The 25,223-nt window shown below is 65.9% G+C and carries 22 protein-coding genes; all 22 read left to right on the top strand.

Annotation, left to right across the window (positions count from 1 at the left end; genetic code table 11):
• The first annotated feature begins 58 nt into the window (after nt 1–58).
• The 22 genes from pyrF to E3T47_RS04740 all read left to right on the top strand — a co-directional run bounded on the left by pyrF (nt 59) and on the right by E3T47_RS04740 (nt 25,162).
• Nucleotides 59–907 carry an orotidine-5'-phosphate decarboxylase gene (pyrF, locus tag E3T47_RS04845; RefSeq protein WP_241981944.1) on the top strand — a complete coding sequence of 283 codons (849 nt, stop codon included), beginning with the start codon at nt 59–61 and terminating at the stop codon, nt 905–907.
• A complete protein-coding gene (gene gmk / locus E3T47_RS04840; protein WP_134554769.1) occupies nt 900–1,820 on the top strand; it encodes a guanylate kinase in 921 nt (306 codons plus the stop codon). The genes pyrF and gmk overlap by 8 nt, the downstream gene beginning before the upstream one ends.
• A gap of 115 nt (nt 1,821–1,935) precedes the next feature.
• A complete protein-coding gene (gene rpoZ / locus E3T47_RS04835) occupies nt 1,936–2,196 on the top strand; it encodes a DNA-directed RNA polymerase subunit omega (RefSeq protein WP_092107764.1) in 261 nt (86 codons plus the stop codon).
• Between the two features lie 24 nt (nt 2,197–2,220).
• A complete protein-coding gene (gene coaBC / locus E3T47_RS04830; RefSeq protein ID WP_134554767.1) occupies nt 2,221–3,438 on the top strand; it encodes a bifunctional phosphopantothenoylcysteine decarboxylase/phosphopantothenate--cysteine ligase CoaBC in 1,218 nt (405 codons plus the stop codon).
• Between the two features lie 76 nt (nt 3,439–3,514).
• Nucleotides 3,515–4,708, top strand: a complete 1,194-nt coding sequence (gene metK, locus E3T47_RS04825) for a methionine adenosyltransferase (RefSeq protein WP_134554765.1) — start codon at nt 3,515–3,517, stop codon at nt 4,706–4,708.
• Nucleotides 4,709–4,721: 13 nt separating this feature from the next.
• Complete coding sequence (locus E3T47_RS04820; protein ID WP_134554763.1) at nt 4,722–6,845, top strand: primosomal protein N' family DNA-binding protein; 2,124 nt, start codon at nt 4,722–4,724, stop codon at nt 6,843–6,845.
• Complete coding sequence (fmt, locus tag E3T47_RS04815; protein ID WP_134554761.1) at nt 6,846–7,763, top strand: methionyl-tRNA formyltransferase; 918 nt, start codon at nt 6,846–6,848, stop codon at nt 7,761–7,763.
• Entirely contained in the window at nt 7,760–9,190 is a 1,431-nt protein-coding gene (locus E3T47_RS04810; RefSeq protein ID WP_134554759.1) for an RsmB/NOP family class I SAM-dependent RNA methyltransferase, read from the top strand. The genes fmt and E3T47_RS04810 overlap by 4 nt, the downstream gene beginning before the upstream one ends.
• A 312-nt stretch (nt 9,191–9,502) precedes the next feature.
• Entirely contained in the window at nt 9,503–10,186 is a 684-nt protein-coding gene (gene rpe, locus E3T47_RS04805; RefSeq protein WP_134554757.1) for a ribulose-phosphate 3-epimerase, read from the top strand.
• Nucleotides 10,183–10,446 (top strand): phosphoribosyl-ATP diphosphatase, encoded by a 264-nt coding sequence (locus E3T47_RS04800; protein ID WP_134554756.1) that lies wholly within the window; start codon nt 10,183–10,185, stop codon nt 10,444–10,446. Before rpe ends, E3T47_RS04800 begins: the two co-directional genes overlap by 4 nt.
• Before the next feature lie 70 nt (nt 10,447–10,516).
• Entirely contained in the window at nt 10,517–11,356 is an 840-nt protein-coding gene (gene hisG / locus E3T47_RS04795; protein WP_134554754.1) for an ATP phosphoribosyltransferase, read from the top strand.
• Nucleotides 11,357–11,380: 24 nt separating this feature from the next.
• Complete coding sequence (gene hisF, locus E3T47_RS04790; RefSeq protein WP_134554752.1) at nt 11,381–12,142, top strand: imidazole glycerol phosphate synthase subunit HisF; 762 nt, start codon at nt 11,381–11,383, stop codon at nt 12,140–12,142.
• The gene (gene hisI / locus E3T47_RS04785; protein WP_134554750.1) at nt 12,142–12,507 is read left to right on the top strand and encodes a phosphoribosyl-AMP cyclohydrolase; all 366 of its coding nucleotides are present in this window, start codon (nt 12,142–12,144) and stop codon (nt 12,505–12,507) included. Before hisF ends, hisI begins: the two co-directional genes overlap by 1 nt.
• Entirely contained in the window at nt 12,504–14,075 is a 1,572-nt protein-coding gene (locus E3T47_RS04780) for an anthranilate synthase component I (RefSeq protein WP_134554748.1), read from the top strand. Before hisI ends, E3T47_RS04780 begins: the two co-directional genes overlap by 4 nt.
• Nucleotides 14,075–14,755: a Trp biosynthesis-associated membrane protein gene (locus E3T47_RS04775; protein ID WP_134554746.1), complete on the top strand. Its 681-nt coding sequence runs from the start codon at nt 14,075–14,077 to the stop codon at nt 14,753–14,755. Before E3T47_RS04780 ends, E3T47_RS04775 begins: the two co-directional genes overlap by 1 nt.
• Before the next feature lie 59 nt (nt 14,756–14,814).
• Nucleotides 14,815–15,042: a DUF6704 family protein gene (locus tag E3T47_RS04770; protein ID WP_134554745.1), complete on the top strand. Its 228-nt coding sequence runs from the start codon at nt 14,815–14,817 to the stop codon at nt 15,040–15,042.
• 19 nt (nt 15,043–15,061) lie between these two features.
• Nucleotides 15,062–15,832, top strand: coding sequence for an indole-3-glycerol phosphate synthase TrpC (trpC, locus tag E3T47_RS04765; protein WP_134554743.1), 771 nt, complete (start codon nt 15,062–15,064; stop codon nt 15,830–15,832).
• A complete protein-coding gene (trpB, locus tag E3T47_RS04760; RefSeq protein WP_134554741.1) occupies nt 15,833–17,044 on the top strand; it encodes a tryptophan synthase subunit beta in 1,212 nt (403 codons plus the stop codon).
• Complete coding sequence (trpA, locus tag E3T47_RS04755; RefSeq protein WP_134554739.1) at nt 17,041–17,886, top strand: tryptophan synthase subunit alpha; 846 nt, start codon at nt 17,041–17,043, stop codon at nt 17,884–17,886. Before trpB ends, trpA begins: the two co-directional genes overlap by 4 nt.
• A 70-nt stretch (nt 17,887–17,956) precedes the next feature.
• Nucleotides 17,957–18,970 carry a prolipoprotein diacylglyceryl transferase gene (gene lgt, locus E3T47_RS04750; protein ID WP_134554738.1) on the top strand — a complete coding sequence of 338 codons (1,014 nt, stop codon included), beginning with the start codon at nt 17,957–17,959 and terminating at the stop codon, nt 18,968–18,970.
• Between the two features lie 164 nt (nt 18,971–19,134).
• Nucleotides 19,135–23,712, top strand: coding sequence for a glutamate synthase large subunit (gltB, locus tag E3T47_RS04745; RefSeq protein WP_134554736.1), 4,578 nt, complete (start codon nt 19,135–19,137; stop codon nt 23,710–23,712).
• On the top strand, nt 23,705–25,162 hold the full coding sequence (locus E3T47_RS04740) for a glutamate synthase subunit beta (protein ID WP_134554734.1): 1,458 nt from the start codon (nt 23,705–23,707) through the stop codon (nt 25,160–25,162). Before gltB ends, E3T47_RS04740 begins: the two co-directional genes overlap by 8 nt.
• The last annotated feature ends 61 nt before the right edge of the window (nt 25,163–25,223 follow it).

The raw sequence follows: 25,223 nt of genomic DNA, 5'->3' as shown, positions 1-25,223 counted from the left end.
CGCTCCTGCGAACGGCGGCCCTGCGACGGTCGTTTCCTTCGGCGAACGCCTCGAGCGAGTGTTCGCCACACAAGGCCAGCTGTGCGTCGGCATCGATCCGCACTCCTGGCTGTTGCGCGACTGGAACCTGCCCGATACCGCTGCTGGCGCCGAGTCGTTCGGCCGCGCGGTCGTTGCCGCTGCGGCGGGCCGGGTCGGCCTGGTCAAGCCGCAGGTCGCCTTCTACGAACGATTCGGTTCGGCCGGCTTCCTGGCCCTCGAGCGGGTTCTGGCCGACGCCCGGCAGGCGGGGCTGCTCGTGATCGGCGACGCAAAACGCGGCGACCTGGGCACGAGTGTCGAGGCATATGCGCAAGCCTGGCTGTCTCTTGGTTCCCCGCTCGAAGTGGATGCCCTCACCCTCGCCGCGTACATGGGCGTCGGTTCACTCGACTCGCCGTTCACCCTCGCGACGGCCAACGGCAAGGGTGTGTTTCTGCTTGCCGCAACGTCGAATCCCGAAGCCGCTCAGATCCAGCGGGCGATCGTGGCCGACGGGCCACATTCCGGGTCGAGTGTGGCCCGCGCGATTCTCGACGAGGTTGGCCAACGGAATGCGCGAGCGGGCGCGGCATCCGTTCGAACGAGGACCGGTCTCGGGTCGATTGGCGTCGTACTCGGAGCCACTCTCGACTTGGCGACCTTTGGCATAGACGTGCGGCAGGCCTCGGGCGAATTTCGAACACCGGTACTCGCGCCGGGCTTCGGACACCAGGGTGGGAATATTATGGATCTGATCTCGATATATGGTGAATACGCCGGAGGGGTTATCGTGAGTGAATCGCGCAGTGTGCTCTCGGCCGGACCCCACCGGATCGATGAAGCCATTGAGCGCCGAGTAGCCGAAGTAGGTGCCCTTCGTGGCTGAAAACCGTCCCACCCCGCCCGAGGTAGACCGGGTCGCCGCGTCGCGCGCGGCCGTCGCTGCCCGCCGGGCCCGTGCCAAGGTCAAAGCGGAGGTCGCCTCCGGAGAACGCACCGCACTCGAGGTGCTCGCTGCGGCGATCGCCGACCCGACCGGGGTCGAGGGCAGAATGCGGGTGACCGAGCTGCTCGTTAGCATTCCGGCGATCGGCGTGACCAAGATGCAGCGCATCATTCACCGGCTCGAAATTTCGCCTTCCAAGCGCCTCGGCGGCCTGGGCCGGCACCAGCGCGACCGCCTGCGCGATTTTTTCTCCGAACGGCCCACGCTGCATCACGGCAAGGCGGATTCGAAGCTCATCGTTCTCGCCGGCCCGACCGCGGTCGGCAAGGGAACCGTCGCGAATCACATCCGCGAGAATTATCCCAGCGTCCTGCTGTCGGTTTCGGCGACGACGCGCGCACCACGCCCGGGGGAGATCGAAGGCGTCAGCTACTTCTTCGTCTCCGATGACGAATTCGATCGCATGATCGAGGCTGGCGAGCTACTCGAGTGGGCCACGGTGCACAACGCCTACCGCTACGGTACCCCGCGCGGCCCGGTCGATGCAGCTATCGCCGCCGGAAACAGTGTGCTGCTCGAGATCGACCTGCAGGGCGCTCGCGCCGTGCGACGCGCAATGTCGGAAGCACGTTTGGTGTTCCTGCTACCGCCGAGCTGGGATGAACTGGTGCGCCGCCTGATCGGGCGGGGCACTGAGGATGCGGCAGAACAGGCCCGTCGGTTGCAGACCGCAAAGCTGGAATTGGCCGCGCAGGGGGAGTTCGATCACCTCGTGATCAACCACGATGTCGGCGACGCCGCTCGCGAGGTCGTAGACTTGATGGAGATCCGTGCTGCATCCAGCATTGCGTAGCGCCCGTTTCTGCTGAATTCTCGCGTGCTTCGTAGCGCGCTTCTTCACGTACTTATTCGTTCAACAACAGACGTGCATCGGCCCCAGGCTGTGCTCTATTAGGAGTGTGACACCAATGGCGAACAAGCCCACTGGCATCATTGACCCGCCCATCGACGACCTGCTGTCCAAGGTCGACTCGAAGTACGCCCTCGTGATTTTCGCGTCCAAGCGTGCGCGCCAGATAAACGACTACTACGCCGACCTGCACGAAGGCAGCCTGTTCGACAACGTCGGACCGCTCGTCGACTCGACCGTCGAAGACAAGCCGCTCTCGGTTGCGCTGCGCGAAATCAACGACGACAAGCTCGTTTCCCGCCCGATCGTCGAGGCCTAAGCTCCACGATTCGAAGCGCGCAGGATGAAGACACCTCGCACGATCGTCGTCGGTATCACCGGTGGCATCGCAGCGTATAAGGCCGTCAACATCGTGCGCGCTTTCGTGTTGAACGGTGACGCGGTGCACGTCGTCGCCACGACCGCCGCCCTGCGTTTCGTCGGCAAGCCGACGCTCGAGGCCATCTCCCGCAACCCCGTGCACACCGATCTTTATGAGGGTGTGGCCGAGGTACGCCACGTGGCCATCGGCCAGGGCGCCGACCTCATCGTGGTCGCCCCCGCGACGGCCAACAGCATCGCCAAACTCGCTGCCGGCCTCGCCGATGACCTGCTCGGCAACACCATCCTGGCCAGCACGGCGCCGGTCGTGATCGCCCCGGCGATGCACACCGAAATGTGGAACAACCCGGCGACCGTCGCGAACGTCGCGGTGTTGCGCGCACGCGGCATCACCATCGTCGGACCCGGCGTCGGCCGGCTCACCGGCACCGACTCCGGTGCCGGCCGCATGGAAGAGCCGGAGGCCATCGTGGCCGTGGCCCTGGCCGTGCTCGACCGGGTTGTGGGTGCCACGGCATCCGCTGTTCAGGATCTGTCCGGTCGCCGTGTGCTGATCAGCGCTGGCGGTACCCGCGAACCGCTCGACCCGGTGCGTTTTCTCGGCAACCGATCGAGCGGCAAGCAGGGCGTCGCCCTCGCCCAGGCGGCCCTGGCCCGCGGGGCCCAGGTCACCCTCGTCGCCGCCCACGTCGAGGTCGCCGTTCCGTGCGGTGTCACGACCGTTCTGGTCAGCAGTGCCCTGGAGATGCACGAGGCCATGACGCTCGCCGCGGAATCGGCTGAGGTCATCATCATGACCGCCGCCGTCGCCGACTACCGGCCCAGGACGGTGCAGCTCGGCAAGATCAAAAAGGAAGACGTGGGGGACACCCTCACCCTCGAATTGGTAAGAAACCCCGACATTCTGGCCGGGCTGTCCGATGCCCGCCGGCCTGGCCAGCTGATCATCGGCTTCGCCGCCGAAACCGAAACGGATGCCGACCGACTGCTTGCGCTCGGGCGTGACAAGATCACCCGCAAGGGGTGCGACTACCTGGCCGTGAACCGGGTCGGCCAGCACGAGGGGTTCGGCACGGAACGTAACACCGTGACGGTGCTCGATCGCCACGGAGTTATAGTGAACGAGGCCTCCGGCAGCAAAATGTCGGTGGCCAATTGCATACTTGACCTGATCGGTTAGCCCGCGCATCGCCGGGCCGGGCGGGCCACAAATACTTTCAACTTCTACGTTTTCCTTCAAAACAGAGACGGGCCAGATGAACGATCTTCGCCTCTTCACCTCGGAATCAGTCACCGAGGGTCATCCCGACAAGATCTGCGACCAGATCTCCGACAGCATCCTCGACGCCCTGCTCACCGACGATCCGCACAGCCGGGTCGCCGTTGAAACCCTCGTCACTACGGGACTCGTGCACGTGGCCGGCGAGGTCACCACCGAGGCCTACGTCGAGATCCCGTCGATCGTACGCAAGTGCATCACAGACATCGGCTACGACTCCTCCGACGTCTGGTTCGACGGCCGCTCCTGCGGCGTCGAGATCTCCATCGGCGGCCAGTCACCCGACATCGCCCAGGGCGTCGACAACGCCTTTGAAGCCCGAGAGCAGTCCAGCCTCGACGACTTCGACCGGCAGGGCGCCGGTGACCAGGGCATCATGTTCGGCTACGCCACCCGGGAAACCCCCGAACTCATGCCGATCCCAATCTGGATCGCCCACCGGCTGGCCGAACGCCTCGCCCTCGTACGCAAGAGCGGCGAACTCGACTACCTGCGCCCCGACGGCAAGACCCAGGTCACCATCGGCTATGACGGCATTATTCCGCGCACCGTCGAGACCGTCGTGGTGTCGACCCAGCACGCGCCCTCTGTCTCGACCGAACAGCTGCGCATCGAGGTCGAAGAGCTCGTCATTCGCCCGGTGCTGGAGCGCATCGACCTGGACTCCTCGTCGCTCGCGACGCTGATCAACCCCACCGGCCGGTTCGAAATCGGCGGCCCGCAGGGCGACGCCGGCCTCACCGGGCGCAAGATCATCATCGACACCTACGGCGGATCGAGCCGCCACGGCGGCGGTGCGTTCAGTGGCAAGGACCCGTCCAAGGTCGACCGTTCGGCGGCCTACGCCATGCGCTGGGTCGCCAAGAACGCCGTGGCGGCCGGCCTGGCCGAACGTCTCGAAGTGCAGGTCGCCTACGCGATCGGCAAGGCGTCGCCGGTCGGCCTGTACGTCGAGACCTTCGGCACCGGCGTGCTGCCCGACCAGGAGATCACCGCGGCGATCCGCGAGGTGTTCGACCTGCGTCCGGCAGCGATTATCCACTCGCTCGACCTGCTGCGTCCCATTTACGCTCAGACGGCCACCTATGGCCACTTCGGCCGCGAGCTGTCCGACTTCACCTGGGAACGGCTCGATAAGGTCGACGACCTGATCCGCGCCGCCGGACTCTGAAGCCGGCGCAGTCATGACGCATTCCGGCCTCGTCGCACGGGTGCTGATCGAGTCCCCCCTGCCGCAACTGGACCACCTGTTCGACTACGGCGTACCCGCCGAACTGGTCGGTCAGGTGGCCGCCGGTGTGCGCGTGAAGGTGCCGTTTCGTTCGGGCGGGCGCGTCGTCGACGCTTACGTGATCGAGGTCTTCGATCCTCGGTCTGAGTCCGCCGCTCGAACGGATGCCGCCTTCCACGGCGCCCTCAGTCCGCTCGACTCGGTCGTGTCGACGGCCGTCGTGCTCACGCCTGACGTGTGGAAACTGGCGCGCCGGCTGGCGGATCGGGCTGCCGGGAACGCGAGTGACATCATCCGACTCGCGGTGCCGCCGCGGCAGGTGCGCGTTGAGAAGACCTGGCTGGCCGCGCAGGGCGTTCCTGCCGTCCCTGCTGTTGTGAGCACGGCTGCAGAGCCCGCCCATTCTGCTCCGGAGGCGGCGTCGACGTCACCGTCCGCGCAGTCACCCAGCCGTCCGGCGGAGCCCGTTACTACCGCCATTCCTGCTCCTTCACCCGTCTCGATCGGCCTGGCCGCGCCCGCCTTCGTCGGCTACCCGACCGGACGGCTCGACAGTGTGATCATGGAGCACCACCGCGTCGCCGTCGCCGCTATCCCCGAACTCACGCAGCTGATCGACGGCAGCACGATCGGCCGTTGGGCCCAAACCCTGGCCGAACTCGCCGTCGCCACCCTCAGTGCAGGTCAGAGCGCCATCCTCTGCGTGCCCGACTTTCGTGACCAGGATCAGGTGCAGGCCGCCCTGGCTCAGCTCGCCCCGGCGCTGCCGCTCTGCCGGGTCGATGCCCGCCAGGCGAACCCCGACCGGTATCGCGCCTTTCTGGCTTGCCTGGAGCCCGTGCCGCGCATCATCCTCGGCAACCGGTCGGCCGTCTACGCCCCGGCGCACCGCCTCGGTCTCATCGCCATCTGGGACGACGGCGACCCGCTCTACTCTGAACCGCTCAGCCCCTACGTCAGCACTCGCGATGCGGCCCTCGTGCGTCAGCAGGACAGCAACTGCGCCCTCGTGCTGCTCGGCCACTCGCGCAGCGTCGAAACCCAGCGCTTGGTCGAGCTGGGGTACCTGAGCGAGGTGAATCCGGCCGCCGACCGACACCCGCGCATCATCCCCACTGATTTTCAATCCGAGCCCGACCAGCAGGCTCGCGCGGCCCGTATCCCGTCGGCCGCGTGGCAGGCTGCGCGGGAGGCGCTCGCGCACGGGCCGGTGCTGGTGCAGGTCGCGAGCCCGGGGTATGCCCCGATGCTCGCCTGCCAAAGCTGCAAGAAAGCCGCCCGGTGCACCCACTGCCAGGGTCCCCTCGGTCTCAAGTCGGCCTCGGCCGTGCCATCGTGTCGGTGGTGCGGCGCCCTCGCTGCCGGCTGGACCTGCGCGCACTGCGACGGCCGCAAGCTGCGCGTTGTGACACTCGGCACCGGTCGCACCGCCGAAGAACTCGGCCGGGCCTTTCCGGGGGCACGGGTGATCGTCGCCGACGGAGAACACACGATTCAGACCCTCGGCGCGCAGCCAGCTCTCGTGATCGCCACCCGGGGCGCCGAACCGGTGCCGACCGGCGGTTACCGCGCCATCCTCATCCTCGACGGCGAGCGGATGCTTGCCCGCGAATCGCTGCGCGTCGCTGAGGACTGCCTGCGCTGGTGGGCCAACGCGGCCGCCCTTGCCGCACCCGGCGCTCCAGTGTTACTCGCCGGGGTCGGTGGTGGCCTCGCCCGGGCGCTCAACTCCTGGCGGCCAGATATCTTCGCCGCGAGCGAACTCGCCGACCGTCGCCAGCTGCGGTTTCCACCGGCCGTGCGCGTCGCTTCGGTCACCGGCACCGCTGCAGACGTCGACGCTGCCCTCGCCGATCTCGCCGCCGTGGCGGGCCTCGACATACTGGGCCCGGTCGACACCGAAGCCTCCCTGGTGCGGGCGGTCGTTCGGTTCGGCTACGCCCGCGGCGATGAAGTGGCCCACGCCCTCAAGGCGGCGGTCGTGCGGAACGCCGCCAGACGCCGCAAGCCGAAGTCGGGTTCGTTCCAACCGGCACCTACACTTAAAGTTCGATTCGACGACCCGGAGTTGCTATAAATGAAACTCGTCTTTGCCGGCACGCCCGCGGTCGCGCTGCCGAGCCTCACGGCCCTGGCCAGCTCCGACCACGAGATTGTCTCCGTGATCACCCGAGCGGATGCCCCGCTCGGGCGCAAGCGCACCCTCACTCCGTCGCCGGTCGCGTACGCCGCGCTGGCCCACGGCTATCCGGTACTGAAGACCAACCGGCTCGACGCTGAGGCGACCGAGACCATCCGTGCCCGGCAACCCGACCTCGGCGTCATCGTCGCCTACGGCGGCATCGTACGCGAGCCCTTGCTCTCCGTTCCCCGCCTCGGTTGGATCAACCTGCACTTCTCCCTCCTGCCACGGTGGCGGGGGGCATCCCCGGTGCAGCGGGCCATCATCGCCGGTGATGAACTAATCGGCGCCGCAGTGTTCCAGCTGGTACCAGAACTCGACGCCGGCGCCGTTTTCGGAAGTTTCTCCCAGCCCCTCGGCGCACATTCCACCTCGGGAATACTTCTCGATGACCTCAGTCACAGTGGCGCCGATCTGCTCCTGCGGGTCGTCTCTGAGCTCGCCGCCGGCACCGCCCTGGCCGTTGCGCAGACCGGCGAGGCTACCCTCGCGCCCAAACTCCTGCGGGACGACGCGCGGATTGATTTCAACCGACCGGCGGCATCCGTTCACAACCATATTCGCGGAGTGACCCCGGAGCCGGGTGCGTTCACGACCGTGAACGGCGCCGTATTGAAACTTCTCGAGGTCGCGCCCAGCGTCGACCAACCCAACCTGCCTGCCGGAACTATCGTGCAGCGCGAAAAGATAGTGCTGGTCGGCACACAGAGCGAACCCCTGGTTCTGCTGCGCGTGCAACCGGCCGGAAAGACAGCGATGACGGCGAACGACTGGTGGCGTGGAGTGGCAGCAGAATCGGTGACGACGTCATGAGTGATCACTTGCGAAACAATCAGACCGGTGCCGCTCGACCCCGCCACACCCCAGCCGACTTCGTGCAGCCAGCCCGACGCATTGCCTACGAAGTGATCGCGGCCGTGCGCGAATCGGACGCCTACGCCAACCTGCTGCTGCCGACTCGCATTCAGCGCGCCGCCCTGGGCACAGCGGATGCCGCCCTCGCGACCGAGCTCACCTACGGAACCCTGCGCATGCAGGGGTTCTACGACCGGGTGATCGCCCTCGCCGCCAACCGGGCGGTCACCGCGATCGACCCCGCCATTCTCGACGTGTTGCGCCTCGGCGCCCACCAGCTTCTGGCGACTCGGGTCGCCACCCACGCCGCCGTGAACGAATCGGTCTCCCTCGCCAAACAGGTCGGCTCGCGCTCCGCAACCGGATTCACCAACGGCGTGCTGCGCACGATCTCCCGGTCGAGCGCCGAGGAATGGCGCGACCGAGTCCTCGAAGGTGCGGTCAACGTCGATGACCGGCTTGCCGCCGAGTACTCGCACCCGGCCTGGATTGTGCGGGCCTTTCGGCAGGCACTGCAAGCTGAGGGTCATGAGAATGAGCTCGCCGATCTGCTCGCCGCCGACAACATGGCGGCCAAGGTCAACATGGTGGCGCTGCCGGGCCTCGCGACCGAAGCCGACCATGAACGCCTCGGCCTGGCCGACGAATTCTCGCCGGTCGGATTCGTGCTGGATTCCGGAGACCCGTACCACCTCGTGACCGCGACCGAGGGCCGTGTTCGGGTGCAGGACGAAGGGTCGCAGATCGCCGCCCTGGCCCTCAGCCGGGCGCGCCCGATCGTAGTTGGGGAGCGCTGGCTCGACCTTTGCGCCGGACCCGGCGGCAAGGCCGCCCTGCTCGCCGCCGAAGCACGCGCCGGGGGAGCCGAACTCGTCGCCAACGAGCTGGTTCCCGCCCGGGCGGCCCTCGTGCGCACCGCCCTGGCGGCCCTCCCCGAGACCGTTCCAGTGTGGGAGTTCGACGGCACCACCATCGGCCAGACGCATCCGGGCGTGTTCGACCGCATCCTGCTCGACGCCCCGTGCACCGGTCTCGGTGCCCTGCGTCGACGGCCCGAGGCACGCTGGCGCAAACAGCCCAAGGACGTCGCCGACCTGGCCGGACTGCAGTCCGGACTGATCGATGCGGCCCTGCTTGCCCTCAAACCCGGTGGCATCCTCGCCTACGTCACCTGCTCTCCCCACACGGCAGAAACACGGGCCATCGTCGCCCTCGCGGTGCGGAAGGCCGGAGGCACCGTCACGGAACTCGACACGGCCGCTGTCGTGCAGTCGTTCAGTGCTGCCAATCTCGACCTGCCCGCCGACACCGGGAGCGTGCAGCTGTGGCCGCACCGCCACGGCACCGACGCCATGTTCATCACCCTTTTGCAGCGCGCCGCCTGACCGCGCGCGCCGGCTACAGCCTCGACGGCTGGTTCACCCCCTGGACCGCGCTATCATCGAGAAGGTTATCGACGCCAACCTCTCCGTCGCCGCCGCCAATCCGGTTCCCGGCGCCACACACAACGCAACCTGCCGCACGGTCGCTTTCCGAGAGACCGAACCGACCGGCGCGGACGCCATGGTCGCCCCCGCCGCATCCTCTCTAGCTGGCAGCACAGCTATGACCGCTTCGTCGAATTGAGGTTGCCTTTTGGCGCGATGGTCCCCGCTCGCTCGTGACCGTCCGGTTAGCGGGCTCGCTAGGCTGAGCGGATGGCCACCCGCATCAACCCCAGCATCCTCGCTGCCGATTTCGCCAATTTTGAGAGCGAGCTTTCCCGCATCCGCTCTGCCGATCTGGTGCACGTCGACATCATGGACAACCACTTCGTACCAAACCTCACCTTCGGGCTAGGAATGGTCGAACGCCTGCAGCAGATATCGCCCCTGCCGCTGGACATCCACTTGATGATCGACGACCCCGAACGGTGGGCGCCCGGCTACGCCGAGGCCGGTGCCTACTCGGTCACCTTTCACGCCGAGGCCACGACCGAGCCCGTCGCTCTGGCCCGTCGGCTGCGGCAGATCGGCGCGCGCGCTGGCATCGCCCTAAAACCGGGCACCGATGTCGCGCCGTATCTCGAATTGCTCCCCGAATTCGACCAGGTGCTCGTCATGACGGTCGAGCCCGGTTTTGGCGGCCAGAGCTTCATGGAATCGACCATGCCGAAGCTCGCTCAGTTGCGCTCAGAAGTACAGAAGACCGGCCTCGACGTCTGGCTACAGGTCGACGGCGGCATCACCGAGCAGACCATCGAGATCGCAGCTTTGGCCGGCGCTGACACCTTCGTGGCCGGCTCCAGCGTGTTCGGCGCCGAGAATCCCGCCGCGCAGATCAGCCTGCTGCGCGAGCGCGCGGCCAGCCACCGTCACGGGGCGGGTAACCTAGAGTCGTGAAAACATTCGATGACCTTTTCGTAGAACTGAGCGACAAGGCCCGCACTCGTCCAGAGGGCTCCGGTACCGTACGTGAACTCGACGCCGGCGTGCACGCCATCGGCAAGAAGATTGTCGAAGAAGCCGCCGAAGTCTGGATGGCCGCCGAGTTCCAGAGCGATGACGAAACCTCCGCTGAAATCTCCCAGCTGCTTTATCACCTGCAGGTTCTGATGATCGCCAAAGGTCTCTCCCCGGCCGACATCTACCGACATCTGTGACCCGCGCCAGCGCCTGTGCTGGCCCGAAATCATTGACTAGTCGTGTGAACTGAAACCGAGAAAGTACCCCATGCTGAGAATTGCTGTGCCCAACAAGGGTTCGTTGTCTGAAACCGCCGCGCAGATGCTCGCCGAAGCCGGATACACCGGCCGTCGCGACCCGCGCGACCTCGTCACCGCCGACCCCCGCAACGGGGTCGAATTCTTCTACCTGCGCCCCCGCGACATCGCCACCTACGTCGGCTCCGGCGCGTTAGACGTCGGCATCACCGGTCGCGACCTGCTGCTCGACTCGCACTCGAAGGCCGTGGAGATCGCCAGCCTCGACTTCGGCGACTCCACCTTTCGCTTCGCCGGGCCGGCCGGCCGCTTCACCGACCTGAAAGACCTCGACGGACTGCGCGTCGCCACGAGCTACCCGGGCCTGGTGGAACGTTTCCTCGCCACCCACTCGGTGACCGTCGACCTGGTCGAACTCGACGGCGCCGTCGAATCGGCCGTGCAGCTCGGCGTAGCGGATGCCGTCGCCGACGTCGTCTCCACCGGCACCACCCTGCGCAAGGCCGGCCTCGAAATCTTCGGACCGGTCATCCTCGAATCCACCGCCGTACTGATCAGCTCCACCAACGACAAGGCCGGAATCGACACCCTGCTGCGTCGCCTGCAGGGGGTTCTGGTGGCCCGCCAGTACGTGCTGCTCGACTACGACATCCCGGTCGCGCTGCTCGACGCGGCCGCCACGCTGGCACCGGGCATCGAATCGCCGACCGTCTCCTCGTTGCACGATCCGGAGTGGGCCGCCGTGCGTGTCATGATCGCCCGCCTCGACATGAACAACGTGATGGACGCCCTCTACGCCCTCGGCGCCCGGGCCATTCTCGTCACGACCATTCACAACGCCCGCCTCTAATAACCCCGCGAGAGGATCAACCACATGAGTTTGAGTGTGCGCGTCATTCCGTGCCTCGACGTGGCCAATGGTCGCGTCGTCAAGGGCGTCAATTTTCAGAATCTGCGCGACGCCGGTGACCCGGTCGAACTCGCGCGGCGCTACTACGAGCAGGGCGCCGACGAGCTCACCTTTCTCGATGTCACGGCCACGGTGGACAACCGTTCGACGACGTACGACGTGGTTCGCGCCACCGCCGAGCAGGTATTCATACCGCTGACGGTCGGCGGCGGCATTCGCAGCGTTGAAGACGTCTCGCGACTGCAGGCGAGTGGCGCAGACAAGGTGGGCGTCAACAGTGCGGCCATCGCCCGCCCGGCCCTGATCGCCGAAATCGCCAACCGGTTCGGCGCCCAGGTGCTCGTGTTGAGCCTCGATGTGAAACGATCCGACCGCACCGAGAGCGGCTTCGTCGTCACGACCCACGGCGGACGCACGGAGACCGACCTGGATGCCGTGGCCTGGGCGCGGCAAGCGATCGAGCTGGGTGCGGGGGAACTGCTGGTCAATTCCATCGATGCCGACGGCACCAGGGCCGGCTTCGACACCGAGCTCATCGCGCTTATGCGCAGCAATAGCCGGGTTCCGGTGATCGCGTCCGGTGGCGCGGGGCGCGTCGAGGACTTTCCCCCTGCCATCCGAGCCGGCGCGGATGCCGTTCTCGCGGCATCCGTTTTTCACAACGAATTATTGACCATAGGCGACGTCAAGCGCGAGCTCACCGACGCCGGAATGCTGGTGCGCTGATGACCAACAAACTTACCGATCAGCTGGACGCCGCTGTATTCAGTGACGACGGGCTGCTGCCCGCCGTCATCCAGCAGTGGGATACCCACGAGGTGCTCATGCTCGGCTGGATGAACCGGGAAGCGCTGCGTCGTACCCTCACCGAGGGGCGCGTCACCTTCTGGTCGCGCAGCCGCCAGGAATTCTGGCGCAAGGGCGACACTTCCGGGCACGCCCAGTACGTGCACTCCGCCGCCTTCGACTGCGACAATGACACGCTGCTCGTGCAGGTCGATCAGGTCGGAGCGGCGTGCCACACCGGCACGCGAACCTGCTTCGAGGGGCGCGATCTCGGTTCGGTGATCATGGAAAGGCCCGCCGAATGATCGACAGCACCCCGGGCGCAACTGAACGCAGCACCCCAGGATCGAGAACCGCCGGTTCGACCACGCGCGGCCAGTTTGACGGGCTTATCGACGCGCACCGTGTCATCCCGGTCATTCGGGAACTGTTCGCCGACGGGGAAACCCCGGTCGGGATCTACCGCAAACTCGCCAACGGCCTGCCGGGCAGTTTTTTGCTCGAATCCGCCGAACAGGGCGGCATCTGGTCACGGTTCTCTTTTGTCGGTGTCTCGTCGTTCGGCGTGCTGTCGCAGGAGGGCGACGACACCCGCTGGATCGACTACGGACTCTCCGCCGACCGCGCCCTCGGCTCTGCCGTTGCCCTCGGCCCGCTCGCTGCCCTGGCCTACCTCTTCGACCGCTGGCAGACACCGCGGTTACCGGAGCACCCGCCGCTGACCGGCGGGCTGGTCGGCTTTATCGGCTGGGAGGCGATTCGCCAGATTGAACGGCTGCCCCACCGGCCGCCGGCCGACTACGACGTACCGGGCCAGTCGTTCAGCTTTGTCGCCGACCTGGTCGTACTCGACCACAAATACGGCACGGTGCAACTGATCGCCAACGTGCTCAATGACGGAGCGGACACGCCCGACCAACTGTGGGCGGATGCGACGGCACGCCTGGATTCCCTGCAAAAGCGTCTCGCTGCGCCCGGGGAGGCCTGGCTGGCCGAGGTCGACCTTGAGGCGCCGAGCGCGCCGAGCAATCGCACCACCAGGGATGATTTTCTCGCCGCCGTCAACGTCGGTAAGCAGCACATCGTCGAAGGTGACGTGTTTCAGGTCGTCATCTCGCAGCGCTTCGACCAGGTGTGCACCGCAGACCCGATCGACGTGTACCGGGTCTTGCGCAGCCTCAACCCGAGTCCCTATATGTACCTGCTCAGCCTCGAAACGCCGGGTGGCGACCCATACTGGATCGTCGGTTCCTCACCCGAAGCGCTCGTCAAGGTGCAGGACCAACGGGTCTTCACCCACCCAATCGCTGGATCCAAACCCCGCGGCAGCACACCTGATGCCGATGCCGACTACGCCCTCGAGCTCGCCGACGACCCCAAGGAACGCGCAGAACACCTCATGCTCGTCGACCTTGCCCGCAACGACCTGCTCAAGGTCTGCATGGCCGGATCCGTCGAGGTGACCGAGTTCATGCGCATCGAACGGTTCAGTCACATCATGCATCTGGTCTCGTCGGTCGAGGGCAACCTCGTGCCCGGCAAGACCGCCATCGATGTCTTCCGCGCCACCTTTCCGGCCGGAACCCTTTCGGGCGCTCCGAAACCGCGGGCACTGGAGATCATCGATGCCCTCGAACCCGCCCAACGTGGCGTGTACGGGGGAGTGGTCGGCTACTTCGGCTTCGCTGGCGACGCCGACCTGGCCATCGCCATCCGTACCGCCACCATCAAGGACGGCATCGCCCGGGTGCAGGCCGGCGGCGGCGTCGTCACTGACTCCGACCCGGCTTCCGAGTACCAGGAGTCGCAGAACAAGGCGGCAGCACCCCTGCGTGCGGTGGCCGTGGCCAACGCGATGAGGCGGGTGTTCTAGTGGCCACAGAATCAGCCAAGCGGTTGTCTCCGCGTCGTCTCAAACTCGTGCTCATTCTCACCATTTTGGGCGCGAGCGCCCTGGCAATGCTGGCCTGGACGCAGGTCTGGGTGCACGCTGAAGTCGGGCTCCCCGATGCTGGCACCCAGGTGTTGCAGATCGATGGAGCGATCGCCGCGCCGGCGCTCACGGCACTCGCCCTCTCCGGCTTTGCGCTGGCCGGCGCCCTGACCATCGCGGGCCGGCTCATTCGAATCGTACTCGGAGCGCTCGAAGTGCTCCTCGGGTTTTCGGTCTTTCTCGCAGCGTTCCTCGCGGTCAGAGACCCGTCTCAGGCCAGTGCCGCTGCGGTGACCGCGGCGACCGGAATCGCCGGACACGAGTCCATTGCGCTGAGCGTGCTTGGCACGATTGTCACTCCGTGGCCCTTTGTCGCGATGGGTGCTGCCGTGATCATGGCCGCCACGGGCGTGGCCGTCGTCCTGACGAGTGCCCGCTGGCCAGGACAGACCCGCAAGTATCAGGCTGTGCGGTTTGAACCGGTAGCCGCGCCGGACGGTTCCCTGAAGACTTCAACCCAGAGTGGCGGCGCGCCGGCCGGTTCGACCGAGCCGGCACCGCGCGACCCCGTCGGGGACTGGGACGACCTCAGTCGCGGCGATGACCCCACCGCTCGCTGAACTGCGGGCCGCTGCTCCGCTAGACTTGACTCGCTAGTCAACGTATTTAGAGGAGAACAATGAGCATCGATCCGTCTGATCCCGGACACGGCCACTCCGCGGCGGCCTGGACCGCTGTCACCATCATGCTGGCCGCGTTCGCCATCGGCACCACGGCCTTCTTCTTCGAGCTGGTCTGGCTCGTCTGGGCCTCTTTCGGGCTACTTGTCGCCGGTGTCATCGTGGGCTACGTGCTGAGCAAGGTCGGCTACGGAGTCGGCGCCTTGCCCGCCCCGCACGGCCACTAATCGGCGGCGTTGAGACCTGGTGCTCCAAGAACTTCTCGCCGGCGCGGTTTTAGACGCTGAACAACGCCTCCTCGCTCGCCCCTTTGCGAGCGTGGAGGCTGCGGCGCGCGCTCACGCGCCGGCACTCGACGCGCTGGCGGCCCTGGCCCCGGCCGATCGGGTAAAAATTCTTGCGGAAATCAAGCGGGCCAGCCCGAGCCGCGGTGCCTTGGCGGCCATCACCGACCCGGCGGCACTGGCGGTCTCATATGAGACCGGCGGGGCGAGCGCGATCAGCGTGCTCACCGAGGGTCGCCGTTTTCACGGCTCGATGACCGACCTTGAGCAGGTGCGAGCCGCGGTGAACATCCCCGTTCTGCGCAAGGACTTCATCGGCACGCCTTACCAAGTGTTCGAAGCCCGTGCGGCGGGCGCCGATCTGGTGTTGCTCATCGTCGCCGCCCTCGATCAAGCCACACTGCTCTCGCTGCACGAACTCATCCACGAGCTCGGCATGACCGCCCTGGTCGAAACGCACAGCGGCGACGAAGTCAGTCGCGCGCTCGACATCGGAGCGAGCCTGGTCGGGGTCAACGCGCGCGACCTGTCCACCTTTGAACTCGATCCAAACCTCTTCGGCACTCTTGCCGACAAGATTCCGTCCGGCGTCATCCGTGTCGCCGAATCCGCCGTCAAGACTGCCGCCGACGTCGCGCACTATCGTGGCGCCGGCGCCGATGTCGTCCTGGTCGGCGAAGCGCTCGTCACGAGCGATCCCATCCGAACCCTCTCTGAGTTTTTGGCGGTCTAAATGTCCCTACGTACACAGCCCGGCCCCTATTTCGGTGACTTCGGCGGCAGGTTCGTGCCCGAATCCCTCGTGGCGGCTCTCGATGAACTCACGGCGGAATACAAACTCGCCAGGAACGATCCGGCTTTCGCTGCGGCGCTGATGAAGTTGCACGTCAACTACACCGGTCGTCCCTCCATCATTACCGAGGTGCCGCGCTTTGCCGAGTATGCCGGTGGTGCCCGCATCATCCTCAAACGTGAAGACCTCAACCACACCGGTTCGCACAAGATCAACAATGCCCTCGGCCAGGCCCTGCTCACCCAGCGCATTGGCAAGACCCGCGTGATCGCTGAAACCGGGGCCGGCCAGCACGGCGTGGCCACGGCCACCGTCGCGGCCCTGTTCGGGCTGGAGTGCGTCGTTTATATGGGCGAGGTCGACACTGAACGTCAAGCCCTCAACGTCGCCCGAATGCGCCTGCTCGGCGCCGAGGTCGTTCCGGTGAAAACCGGCTCGCGCACCCTGAAGGACGCCATCAACGACGCCATGCGCGATTGGGTCAGCAACGTTGAAACCACCAACTACATCTTCGGGACCGTGGCCGGACCGCATCCGTTCCCGGCCATGGTGCGCGACTTTCAAAAAATCATCGGGGAAGAGGCCCGCAAGCAGGTCCTTGATTTGACCGGCAGCCTGCCGGACGCCGTCACCGCCTGTGTCGGCGGCGGCTCGAACGCCATGGGGATCTTCGACGCCTTCCTCGACGACCCCGATGTTGCCCTGTTCGGCTATGAAGCAGCTGGCGACGGCGTCGAAACGGCCAGACACGCGGCGACCATCACGAAGGGCCGGCCCGGAGTGCTGCACGGCGCCCGCAGCATGCTGCTGCAGGACGAAGACGGTCAAACCGTTGATTCGCACTCCATTTCGGCGGGCCTCGACTACCCGGGGGTCGGGCCGGAGCACGCCTGGCTTGCCAGCATCGGCCGCGCTACCTATCTGCCGATCACCGACGACGAGGCGATGAGCGCCCTCCGACTCCTGAGCCGCACCGAGGGCATCATCCCGGCGATCGAGTCATCCCATGCCCTTGCCGGCACCCTTGAGCTTGGTCGCGCACTCGGCCCGGAGGCGACCATTCTGGTCAACCTCAGCGGTCGCGGTGACAAAGACATGGAAACAGCCGGTCGGTACTTCGACCTGCTCGACGAAGGCGCGGAACAGTCATGACGACCCCGATCACGAGCGGCGCTGTGAGCACGGTTGAACAAACCATCGCCCGCCGACGCTCCGAGGGTGGGGGAGCCCTCATCGGTTACCTTCCGGTTGGTTTCCCCACGCTGAACGACAGCATCGACGCTGCGGTGGCGCTCGTCGCCAACGGCGTCGACATTATCGAACTCGGCCTGCCGTATTCCGATCCGGTGATGGACGGTCCCGTCATTCAGGCGGCCACCCAGCAGGCACTGGCCAACGGGTTCAAGCTGCGCCACGGGTTCGAGGCGATCAGGGCCATCACCGCACAGGTCGATGCACCCGTTCTGATCATGACCTACTGGAACCCGGTCGTGCAGTACGGCGTTGAACGATTCGCCGACGACCTGCGCGCCGCTGGCGGTGCCGGACTGATCACGCCCGACCTCATTCCCGACGAAGCCGCCGACTGGATGGCGGCGAGCGTTCGCGCCGACCTCGACCGCGTCTTCCTGGCCGCTCCGTCTTCGTCAGACGCCCGCCTGGTGCAGGCGATCGAGGCGAGCCGCGGATTCGTGTACACCGTCTCGACGATGGGTACGACCGGCGCCCGCGCCGGCGTGGACGCGGCCGCCCGCATCCTGGTGGAGCGCTTGCGCGCGGTCGGCTGCACGAGCGCGTGCGTCGGCCTGGGCATTTCCACGCCCGAGCAGGTGCGCGAAATTCTCGGCTACGCCGACGGCGCCATCGTCGGTTCCGCGCTCGTCAAAGCTCTCACCGACGGGGGAGTACCAGCTGTCGCCCGCCTGGCCCTCGAACTCGCCGCTGGCGCGAACGATATTCGCCCGGCATCGTCCCCCGAGCAAATTCAGCACTAAAAAATCCGGGCGCCCGTACACTAACAGTTCGAGGCGGTCGATCGATTCGCCCCAAGTGACGTGAGTCACGATGAAAGGTAGCACCCAGGTGTCTTTGAGTCTTCTGAGCACGAGTATCCCGAGTCCCGACTGGAGTTTCTTCGACCTCGGCCCGTTCCGCATCCACGCCTACGCGCTGTGCATCCTCGCCGGAATCATCCTCGCGACCATCATTACTTCCCGTCGACTGACCAGGCGTGGTGCTGAGCCGGGAGTCGTGCTCGACATTATCCTCTGGGCCGTGCCGCTCGGCATCGTCGGGGCGCGCGTCTACCACGTGCTCACCCACCCGGGTGACTACTTCTTTGAGGGAGCTGACCTGCTCCGCACCCTCTACATCTGGGAGGGCGGCAACGCCATCTTCGGATCGCTGATCGGTGGCGCCGCGGGCGCCTACATCGGCTGCCGTCTGGCCGGCATCCGCTTTTGGACCTTCGCCGACGCTGTCGCACCCGCCCTGCTCGTTGCGCAGGCCACGGGGCGCCTCGGCAACTGGTTCAACCAGGAACTGTTTGGTGTGCCGACGACCCTGCCCTGGGGCCTCGAAATCGAGCCGAGCAATCTCGCCTTTCCGGTCGGGCTGCCGACCGACACACTGTTCCACCCGACTTTTCTCTACGAAATCATCTGGAACCTGCTCGGCGTTGCTGTCATCCTCTATCTTGAACGCGAATTCCGCCTGCGCTTCGGCCAGACCCTGGGCGCCTACCTCATCTGGTATGGACTGGGTCGCAGCGTCTTTGAGTCGATTCGCATCGATCCGAGCGAAATTTACTTCGGAATCCGCACAAATGTGTGGGCGGCCCTCGCAGCCATTGCGCTCGGCCTGATCATCATCCTGGTGCAGCGCCACCGCCACCCCGGCATTGAGCCCAGCCCCTATGTGCCCGGTCGGGAATGGATCGCGCCAGACGCTGGGGTAGAATTCGAGGACAGCGATTCGGAGCCTGAAGATCACAACATCGCGGTTCAGGGCGATGGTGCCGATGACCACACCGAATCACCCGAGGCTCCAGCCACAAGCACAAGTCCTTCGCGTCTCTAGACGTCGTTCGCTGAATCCCAGCTGACACACCCGTAGCGCTATCCGGCCAGGGCCAACTCGAACAGGGCTGAACCCGAACAGGGCTCCCGCTACAGTTCCCTGCACACTTCTCCTTCGGGCCAGCGTCGTCCCCTACTTCCAGTCATCTCGTGAGGACGGTCTCAATGGCGCAGAAACCTCTCTATTCCCGCTTCAGCAGCATGCCAGAGGCATCGGGTTTGTACGACCCGTCGGCCGAACGCGACGCGTGCGGCCTGGCCATGGTGGCGACCCTGCGTGGTACCGCCGGGCACGACATCATCATCCAGGCCCTCGACGCGCTGCGCAACCTAGAACACCGCGGGGCGGTCGGCTCCGATGCCGGCACCGGTGACGGCGCCGGCATCATCACCCAGATACCGGATGCCTTCCTGCGCGCCGTGACCGATTTCGCGCTTCCCCCAATGGGCCAGTACGCCGTCGGCAACGTCTTCCTGCCGACCGACCCCACCGCTCGCACGGGGATCAAACGGGCCATCAGCCTCATCGCCGTCGAGGAAAGCCTCACCATCCTCGGCTGGCGAGAGGTCCCACTGCACCCGGAAGACCTCGGCAGCCAGGCCCGCGCGAACATGCCCGCCATTCAGCAGTTGTTCGTGCAGAGCACCCGCACCACCGAATCGGGTGATCCGCTGTCGGACATCGCCCTGGATCGTCAGACCTTTCGGCTGCGCAAGCGGGCTGAACGCGAGCTGGAGGTCTACTTTGTCTCGCTGTCCTGCCGCACCCTGGTCTACAAGGGCATGGTCACGACCCTGCAGCTCGAACCGTTCTACCCCGACCTGTCCGACGAACGCTTCGTCTCGACGCTCGCCCTCGTGCACTCCCGCTACTCCACCAACACTTTTCCGTCCTGGCCGCTCGCCCAGCCGTTCCGCATGATCGCTCACAATGGCGAGATCAACACCGTGCAGGGCAACCGCAATTGGATGCGCGCGCGCCAGTCCCAGCTCGAGTCCGAGCTGCTCGGCGACGTCGCACCGCTGCTGCCGATCGTCACCCCGGGCGCGAGCGACTCGGCGTCCTTCGATGAGGTTGTCGAACTGCTCAGCCTGTCCGGTCGGTCGCTGCCGCACGCCATCATGATGATGGTGCCGGAGGCGTGGGAGAACCAGACCGACCTCGACGACGAACGCCGCGACTTCTACGAATACCATTCCATGCTCATGGAGCCGTGGGACGGCCCAGCCGCGATCGTTTTCACCGACGGTTCCCTGGTGGGGGCAACGCTCGACCGCAACGGCTTGCGCCCCGGACGCTACCTCGTCACCGACGACGGCCTCGTCGTGCTCGCTAGCGAGATCGGCGTGCTCGGCATCGACCCGGCCCGCGTCGTGCGCAAGGGCCGCTTGCGCCCCGGCCAGATGTTCCTGGTCGACACCAAGGCCGGCCGCATCATCGACGACCGGGAGATCAAAGCAGAACTTTCCGCGAGCGAACCGTGGGGTGACTGGCTCGAGAACGGGCGCATCAATCTCAAGGACCTCCCGGAGAGGGAACACATCGTGCACCCGCCGGCATCCGTAGTGCGTCGTCAACGCACCTTCGGATACACCGAAGAAGAGGTGCGCATTCTGCTCGCCCCGATGGCCCGCACCGGCGCCGAACCGCTTGGCGCCATGGGTAGCGACACCCCCATCGCCGTATTGAGCGACCGCCCCCGCCTCATGTTCGACTACTTCACCCAGCAGTTCGCGCAGGTCACCAACCCCCCGCTCGACTCGATTCGCGAAGAAGTCGTCACGAGCCTCAAGCTCGCTCTCGGGCCGGAACGCAACCTGCTGTCCGCCGGTCCGGAGCACGCCCGCCAGGTCATTTTGGATTTCCCGGTCATCGATAACGACGAACTGGCGAAGATCCAGCACATCGACCCCGTCATTGGCAGCCGCACCACAACGACCATTCGTGGTCTGTACCGCTTCGAGGAGGGGCCGGACGCCCTGGCGAAGCGGCTCGCGGCGATCTGCGTGGAGGTGGACGAGGCAATCGTGTCCGGCGCGCTGTTCATCGTGCTGAGCGACCGCGATTCCACTCGGGACCTCGCACCGATCCCGTCTCTGCTCATGATCGCCGCAGTGCACCACCACTTGATTCGCACCCAAAACCGCATGAAGGTCGGCATCGTCGTCGAGGCCGGCGACGTGCGCGAGGTGCACCACGTGGCCCTGCTGATCGGATACGGTGCGTCGGCCGTGAACCCGTATCTGGCCATGGAGACCTGCGAAGACCTCGTGCGCAGCGGCATCATCACCAACGTCACGCCCGAGAAAGCGGTGCGCAACGTGATCAAGGCGCTCGGCAAGGGGGTACTCAAAATCATGTCCAAGATGGGTATCTCCACCGTGTCGTCCTACGCCGGTGCCCAGGCCTTCGAAGCGGTCGGCCTCGCCCAGTCGTTCGTGGACCAGTACTTCACCGGCACCACGAGCAAGCTTGGCGGTGTCGGCATCGACGTGATCGGTGTCGAAAACCTGGCGCGGCACGCATCCGCCTATCCGATGGATGCCGCCGTGACGGCCCACGAACGCCTCGCGACCGGCGGCGAATACCAGTGGCGTCGGGACGGCGCCCCGCACCTGTTCAACCCGGAGACCATCTTCCGGCTGCAGCACGCGACCCGCACCCGCCGCTACGACATTTTTCGCGAATACACGAAAATGGTCGACGACCAGGCCGAATCGTTGATGACCCTCCGGGGCATGTTCACGCTCAGCCCCGGTCAGCGGCCGCCCGTGCCGCTGGACGAGGTCGAGTCGGTGTCGCAGATCGTCAAACGTTTCTCGACCGGCGCGATGAGCTACGGCTCGATCTCCCAGGAAGCGCACGAAACCCTCGCGATCGCCATGAACCGTCTCGGTGGCAAGTCGAACACCGGTGAGGGCGGCGAAGACGTCGACCGCCTGCTCGACCCGACCAGACGCAGCGCGGTCAAGCAGGTTGCATCCGGCCGATTCGGCGTGACGAGCATGTACCTCACCCACGCCGACGACATCCAGATCAAACTGGCCCAGGGCGCCAAGCCCGGCGAGGGTGGTCAGCTGCCGCCCACCAAGGTTTACCCGTGGATTGCCCGCACCCGGCACGCCACGGCCGGCGTTGGTCTCATCTCGCCGCCGCCGCACCACGACATCTACTCGATCGAAGACCTCAAGCAGCTCATCTTCGACCTGAAACGGGCCAACCCGAAGGCGCGCATACACACCAAGCTGGTCAGCCAGTCCGGTATCGGTGCCGTCGCGGCCGGTGTCGCCAAGGCACTCTCCGACGTGATCCTGATCAGCGGTCATGACGGTGGAACGGGCGCCAGCCCGGTCAACTCCCTCAAGCACGCCGGCACCCCGTGGGAACTCGGCCTCGCCGAGACCCAGCAGACGCTCATGCTCAACGGCATGCGCGACCGTGTGGTCGTGCAGGTCGACGGCCAGCTGAAGACTGGACGTGACGTGATCGTCGGTGCCCTGCTCGGCGCCGAAGAATTCGGTTTCGCCACCGCGCCGCTCGTCGTCTCGGGCTGCATCATGATGCGCGTCTGCCACCTTGATACCTGCCCGGTCGGTGTCGCCACCCAGAACCCGGAGTTGCGCAAGCGCTATGCCGGTCAGGCCGATCACGTGGTGAACTTCTTTGAATTCATCGCGCAGGAGGTGCGGGAGTACCTCGCCGAGCTCGGATTCTCAAGCCTCGATGAAGCTATCGGCCACCGAGAGGTGCTCAACGTGAACCGTGCCCTCACCCATTGGAAGGCACAGGGGCTCGACCTCTCGCCAATTCTGAGCGGCCCGGACTTCTCCGAGTCCGAACCGCGCAAGTGGGCGCGCGCCCAGGAACACGAACTCGACAAACACTTCGACAACGAACTGATTCGTCGCAGCCAGAGCGTGCTCGAACACGGCGGCAAGGTCAGTATCGACCTGCCGATCCGCAACACGGAACGCGCCGTCGGCACGATGCTCGGCAACCAGGTCACCCTGCGGCACGGCGAAAACGGCCTGCCGGCCGGGTCGATCGAGGTCACCCTCACCGGGTCGGCGGGGCAGTCCTTCGGGGCGTTCCTGCCAAGCGGCATCACCCTGCGGCTCGAAGGCGATTCCAACGACTACGTCGGCAAGGGTCTCTCGGGCGGGCAGATCATCGTGCGCCCCGATCGGGCTAGCCAATTTCCGGCCGAAGACAACGTCATCGCCGGTAACGTCATCGGCTACGGTGCCACCCAGGGCAGCATGTTCATTCGCGGTATCGTCGGCGAACGATTCCTGGTGCGCAACTCCGGTGCGATCGCTGTCGTGGAGGGTGTGGGCGACCACGCCCTGGAGTACATGACCGGCGGACTCGCCGTCATCCTCGGCGAGACCGGACGCAACCTCGGCGCCGGCATGAGTGGCGGCACCGCCTATGTGTGCGGACTCACTGCCGAACGGGTCAACCGTGACGCTCTGACCTCGGGGGAGTTGCGACTTCTCGCCCTCGACAGTGTCGACCGTGAGATTGTGCGCGACCTGCTCGAACAACACCGATACCAGACTGACTCCGCACTGGCCGCGCGCATGCTGGAGCACCTGGAAGAAACCATGAACGCATTTGTCAAGGTGCTGCCGCGCGACTACGCGGCCGTACTGGAGACCCGGCAGACGGCCGTCGATGAGGGGCTCGATCCCGACGGCCTCGTTGTTTGGAATCGAATCCTGGAGGTAACCAATGGCTGATCCGAAGGGATTCCTGAAAACCACGGACCGTGAGCTTCCCGCTCGCCGGCCGGTGGCCATCCGCTTGATGGACTGGAAGGAGGTCTACGAGCAGGGTGACGCCGCCATGCTTAAACGGCAGGCGGGCCGCTGCATGGACTGCGGTGTGCCGTTTTGTCACCAGGGTTGCCCGCTCGGCAACCTGATTCCAGAGTGGAACGACCTGGTCTGGCGCGACGAAGGTCGAGCGGCCATCGAACGCCTGCACGCGACGAACAACTTTCCCGAGTTCACCGGTCGGCTCTGCCCAGCCCCGTGTGAATCGTCTTGCGTGCTCGGTATCAACCAGCCGGCCGTCACCATCAAGCAGGTCGAGGTGTCAATCATCGACCAAGCCTTCGCCAAAGGCTGGGTTCAACCGCAGCCGCCCGGGCGTCTGACCGGCAAGACCGTCGCGGTCGTCGGGTCCGGCCCCGCCGGACTGGCCGCCGCCCAGCAGCTCACCCGCGCCGGGCACACCGTCGCCGTTTTTGAACGTGACGACCGCATCGGCGGACTGCTGCGCTACGGCATTCCCGACTTCAAAATGGAGAAGAAGCATCTCGAACTGCGGCTCGCACAGATGACGGCTGAGGGTACGCGGTTCCGCGCCAACGTCAACATCGGTGCGGACATCACCTGGGACGACCTGCGCGCCCGCTACGATGCCGTCGTGGTGGCTACCGGCGCGATGGTGCCCCGCGACCTTCCCATTCCCGGCCGCGATCTGCCCGGCGTGCACTTCGCCATGGAATATCTGGTGCAGCAGAACAAGATCGGCGCCGGCGGAAGCATTGAAGCGCAGATCACCGCCGAGGGCAAGCACGTCGTGGTGCTCGGCGGTGGGGACACCGGAGCCGACTGCATCGGCACCGCACACCGCCAGCTGGCAGCATCCGTCACCAACCTTGCGATCGGCAAGCAGCCGGGCACCACCCGCCCGGAGAGCCAGCCCTGGCCGTTGGCGCCGACCCTGTTCGAGGTCTCGAGCGCCCACGAAGAGGGCGGCACCCGTCAGTATCTCGCGTCGACGGTTGAGTTTCTGGCGAACGATTTCGGTGAGGTGCGGGCGATCCGCATTGCTGAGACAGAATACCTCGACGGACGACGCGTCCCCAAGGCCGGCACCGAACGTGAAATTCCGGCCGACCTCGTGCTGCTCGCGATGGGCTTCACCGGCCCGGAACCAGACGACCTCAGCCACCAGCTGAAGTTGCCGTTCGATGGCCGCGGCAACGTGGAACGCGACGGCAGCTACCAGACCAGCCATGAGGGTGTCTTCGTCGCCGGCGACGCCGGTCGCGGCCAGTCGCTCATCGTCTGGGCCATCGCCGAAGGCCGCGCCGCCGCGGCTGCCGTCGATCAGTTTCTGGAAGGCCAGACGCAGCTGCCATCTCCCGTTAAGCCAACGGACCGCTCCTTTGCCCTCTAATCCATTAGCCTTCCCGCACCACGTCGTAATGCGCCCGAAAAGCGCGGAAATCGGAGATTCA

It is taken from the genome of Cryobacterium ruanii, assembly GCF_004404055.1.
GTDB lineage: Bacteria > Actinomycetota > Actinomycetes > Actinomycetales > Microbacteriaceae > Cryobacterium > Cryobacterium ruanii.
This window is presented reverse-complemented; position numbering and strand designations above follow the sequence as displayed.

Bases quoted from the DNA above. Each gene is read 5' to 3' on its own strand.
- rpoZ (WP_092107764.1), top strand. From the start codon at position 1,936: ATGGCGAACAAGCCCACTGGCATCATTGACCCGCCCATCGACGACCTG.
- coaBC (WP_134554767.1), top strand. From the start codon at position 2,221: ATGAAGACACCTCGCACGATCGTCGTCGGTATCACCGGTGGCATCGCA.
- metK (WP_134554765.1), top strand. From the start codon at position 3,515: ATGAACGATCTTCGCCTCTTCACCTCGGAATCAGTCACCGAGGGTCAT.
- E3T47_RS04820 (WP_134554763.1), top strand. From the start codon at position 4,722: ATGACGCATTCCGGCCTCGTCGCACGGGTGCTGATCGAGTCCCCCCTG.
- fmt (WP_134554761.1), top strand. From the start codon at position 6,846: ATGAAACTCGTCTTTGCCGGCACGCCCGCGGTCGCGCTGCCGAGCCTC.
- E3T47_RS04810 (WP_134554759.1), top strand. From the start codon at position 7,760: ATGAGTGATCACTTGCGAAACAATCAGACCGGTGCCGCTCGACCCCGC.
- rpe (WP_134554757.1), top strand. From the start codon at position 9,503: ATGGCCACCCGCATCAACCCCAGCATCCTCGCTGCCGATTTCGCCAAT.
- hisG (WP_134554754.1), top strand. From the start codon at position 10,517: ATGCTGAGAATTGCTGTGCCCAACAAGGGTTCGTTGTCTGAAACCGCC.
- hisF (WP_134554752.1), top strand. From the start codon at position 11,381: ATGAGTTTGAGTGTGCGCGTCATTCCGTGCCTCGACGTGGCCAATGGT.
- hisI (WP_134554750.1), top strand. From the start codon at position 12,142: ATGACCAACAAACTTACCGATCAGCTGGACGCCGCTGTATTCAGTGAC.
- E3T47_RS04780 (WP_134554748.1), top strand. From the start codon at position 12,504: ATGATCGACAGCACCCCGGGCGCAACTGAACGCAGCACCCCAGGATCG.
- E3T47_RS04770 (WP_134554745.1), top strand. From the start codon at position 14,815: ATGAGCATCGATCCGTCTGATCCCGGACACGGCCACTCCGCGGCGGCC.
- trpB (WP_134554741.1), top strand. From the start codon at position 15,833: ATGTCCCTACGTACACAGCCCGGCCCCTATTTCGGTGACTTCGGCGGC.
- trpA (WP_134554739.1), top strand. From the start codon at position 17,041: ATGACGACCCCGATCACGAGCGGCGCTGTGAGCACGGTTGAACAAACC.
- lgt (WP_134554738.1), top strand. From the start codon at position 17,957: ATGAAAGGTAGCACCCAGGTGTCTTTGAGTCTTCTGAGCACGAGTATC.
- gltB (WP_134554736.1), top strand. From the start codon at position 19,135: ATGGCGCAGAAACCTCTCTATTCCCGCTTCAGCAGCATGCCAGAGGCA.
- E3T47_RS04740 (WP_134554734.1), top strand. From the start codon at position 23,705: ATGGCTGATCCGAAGGGATTCCTGAAAACCACGGACCGTGAGCTTCCC.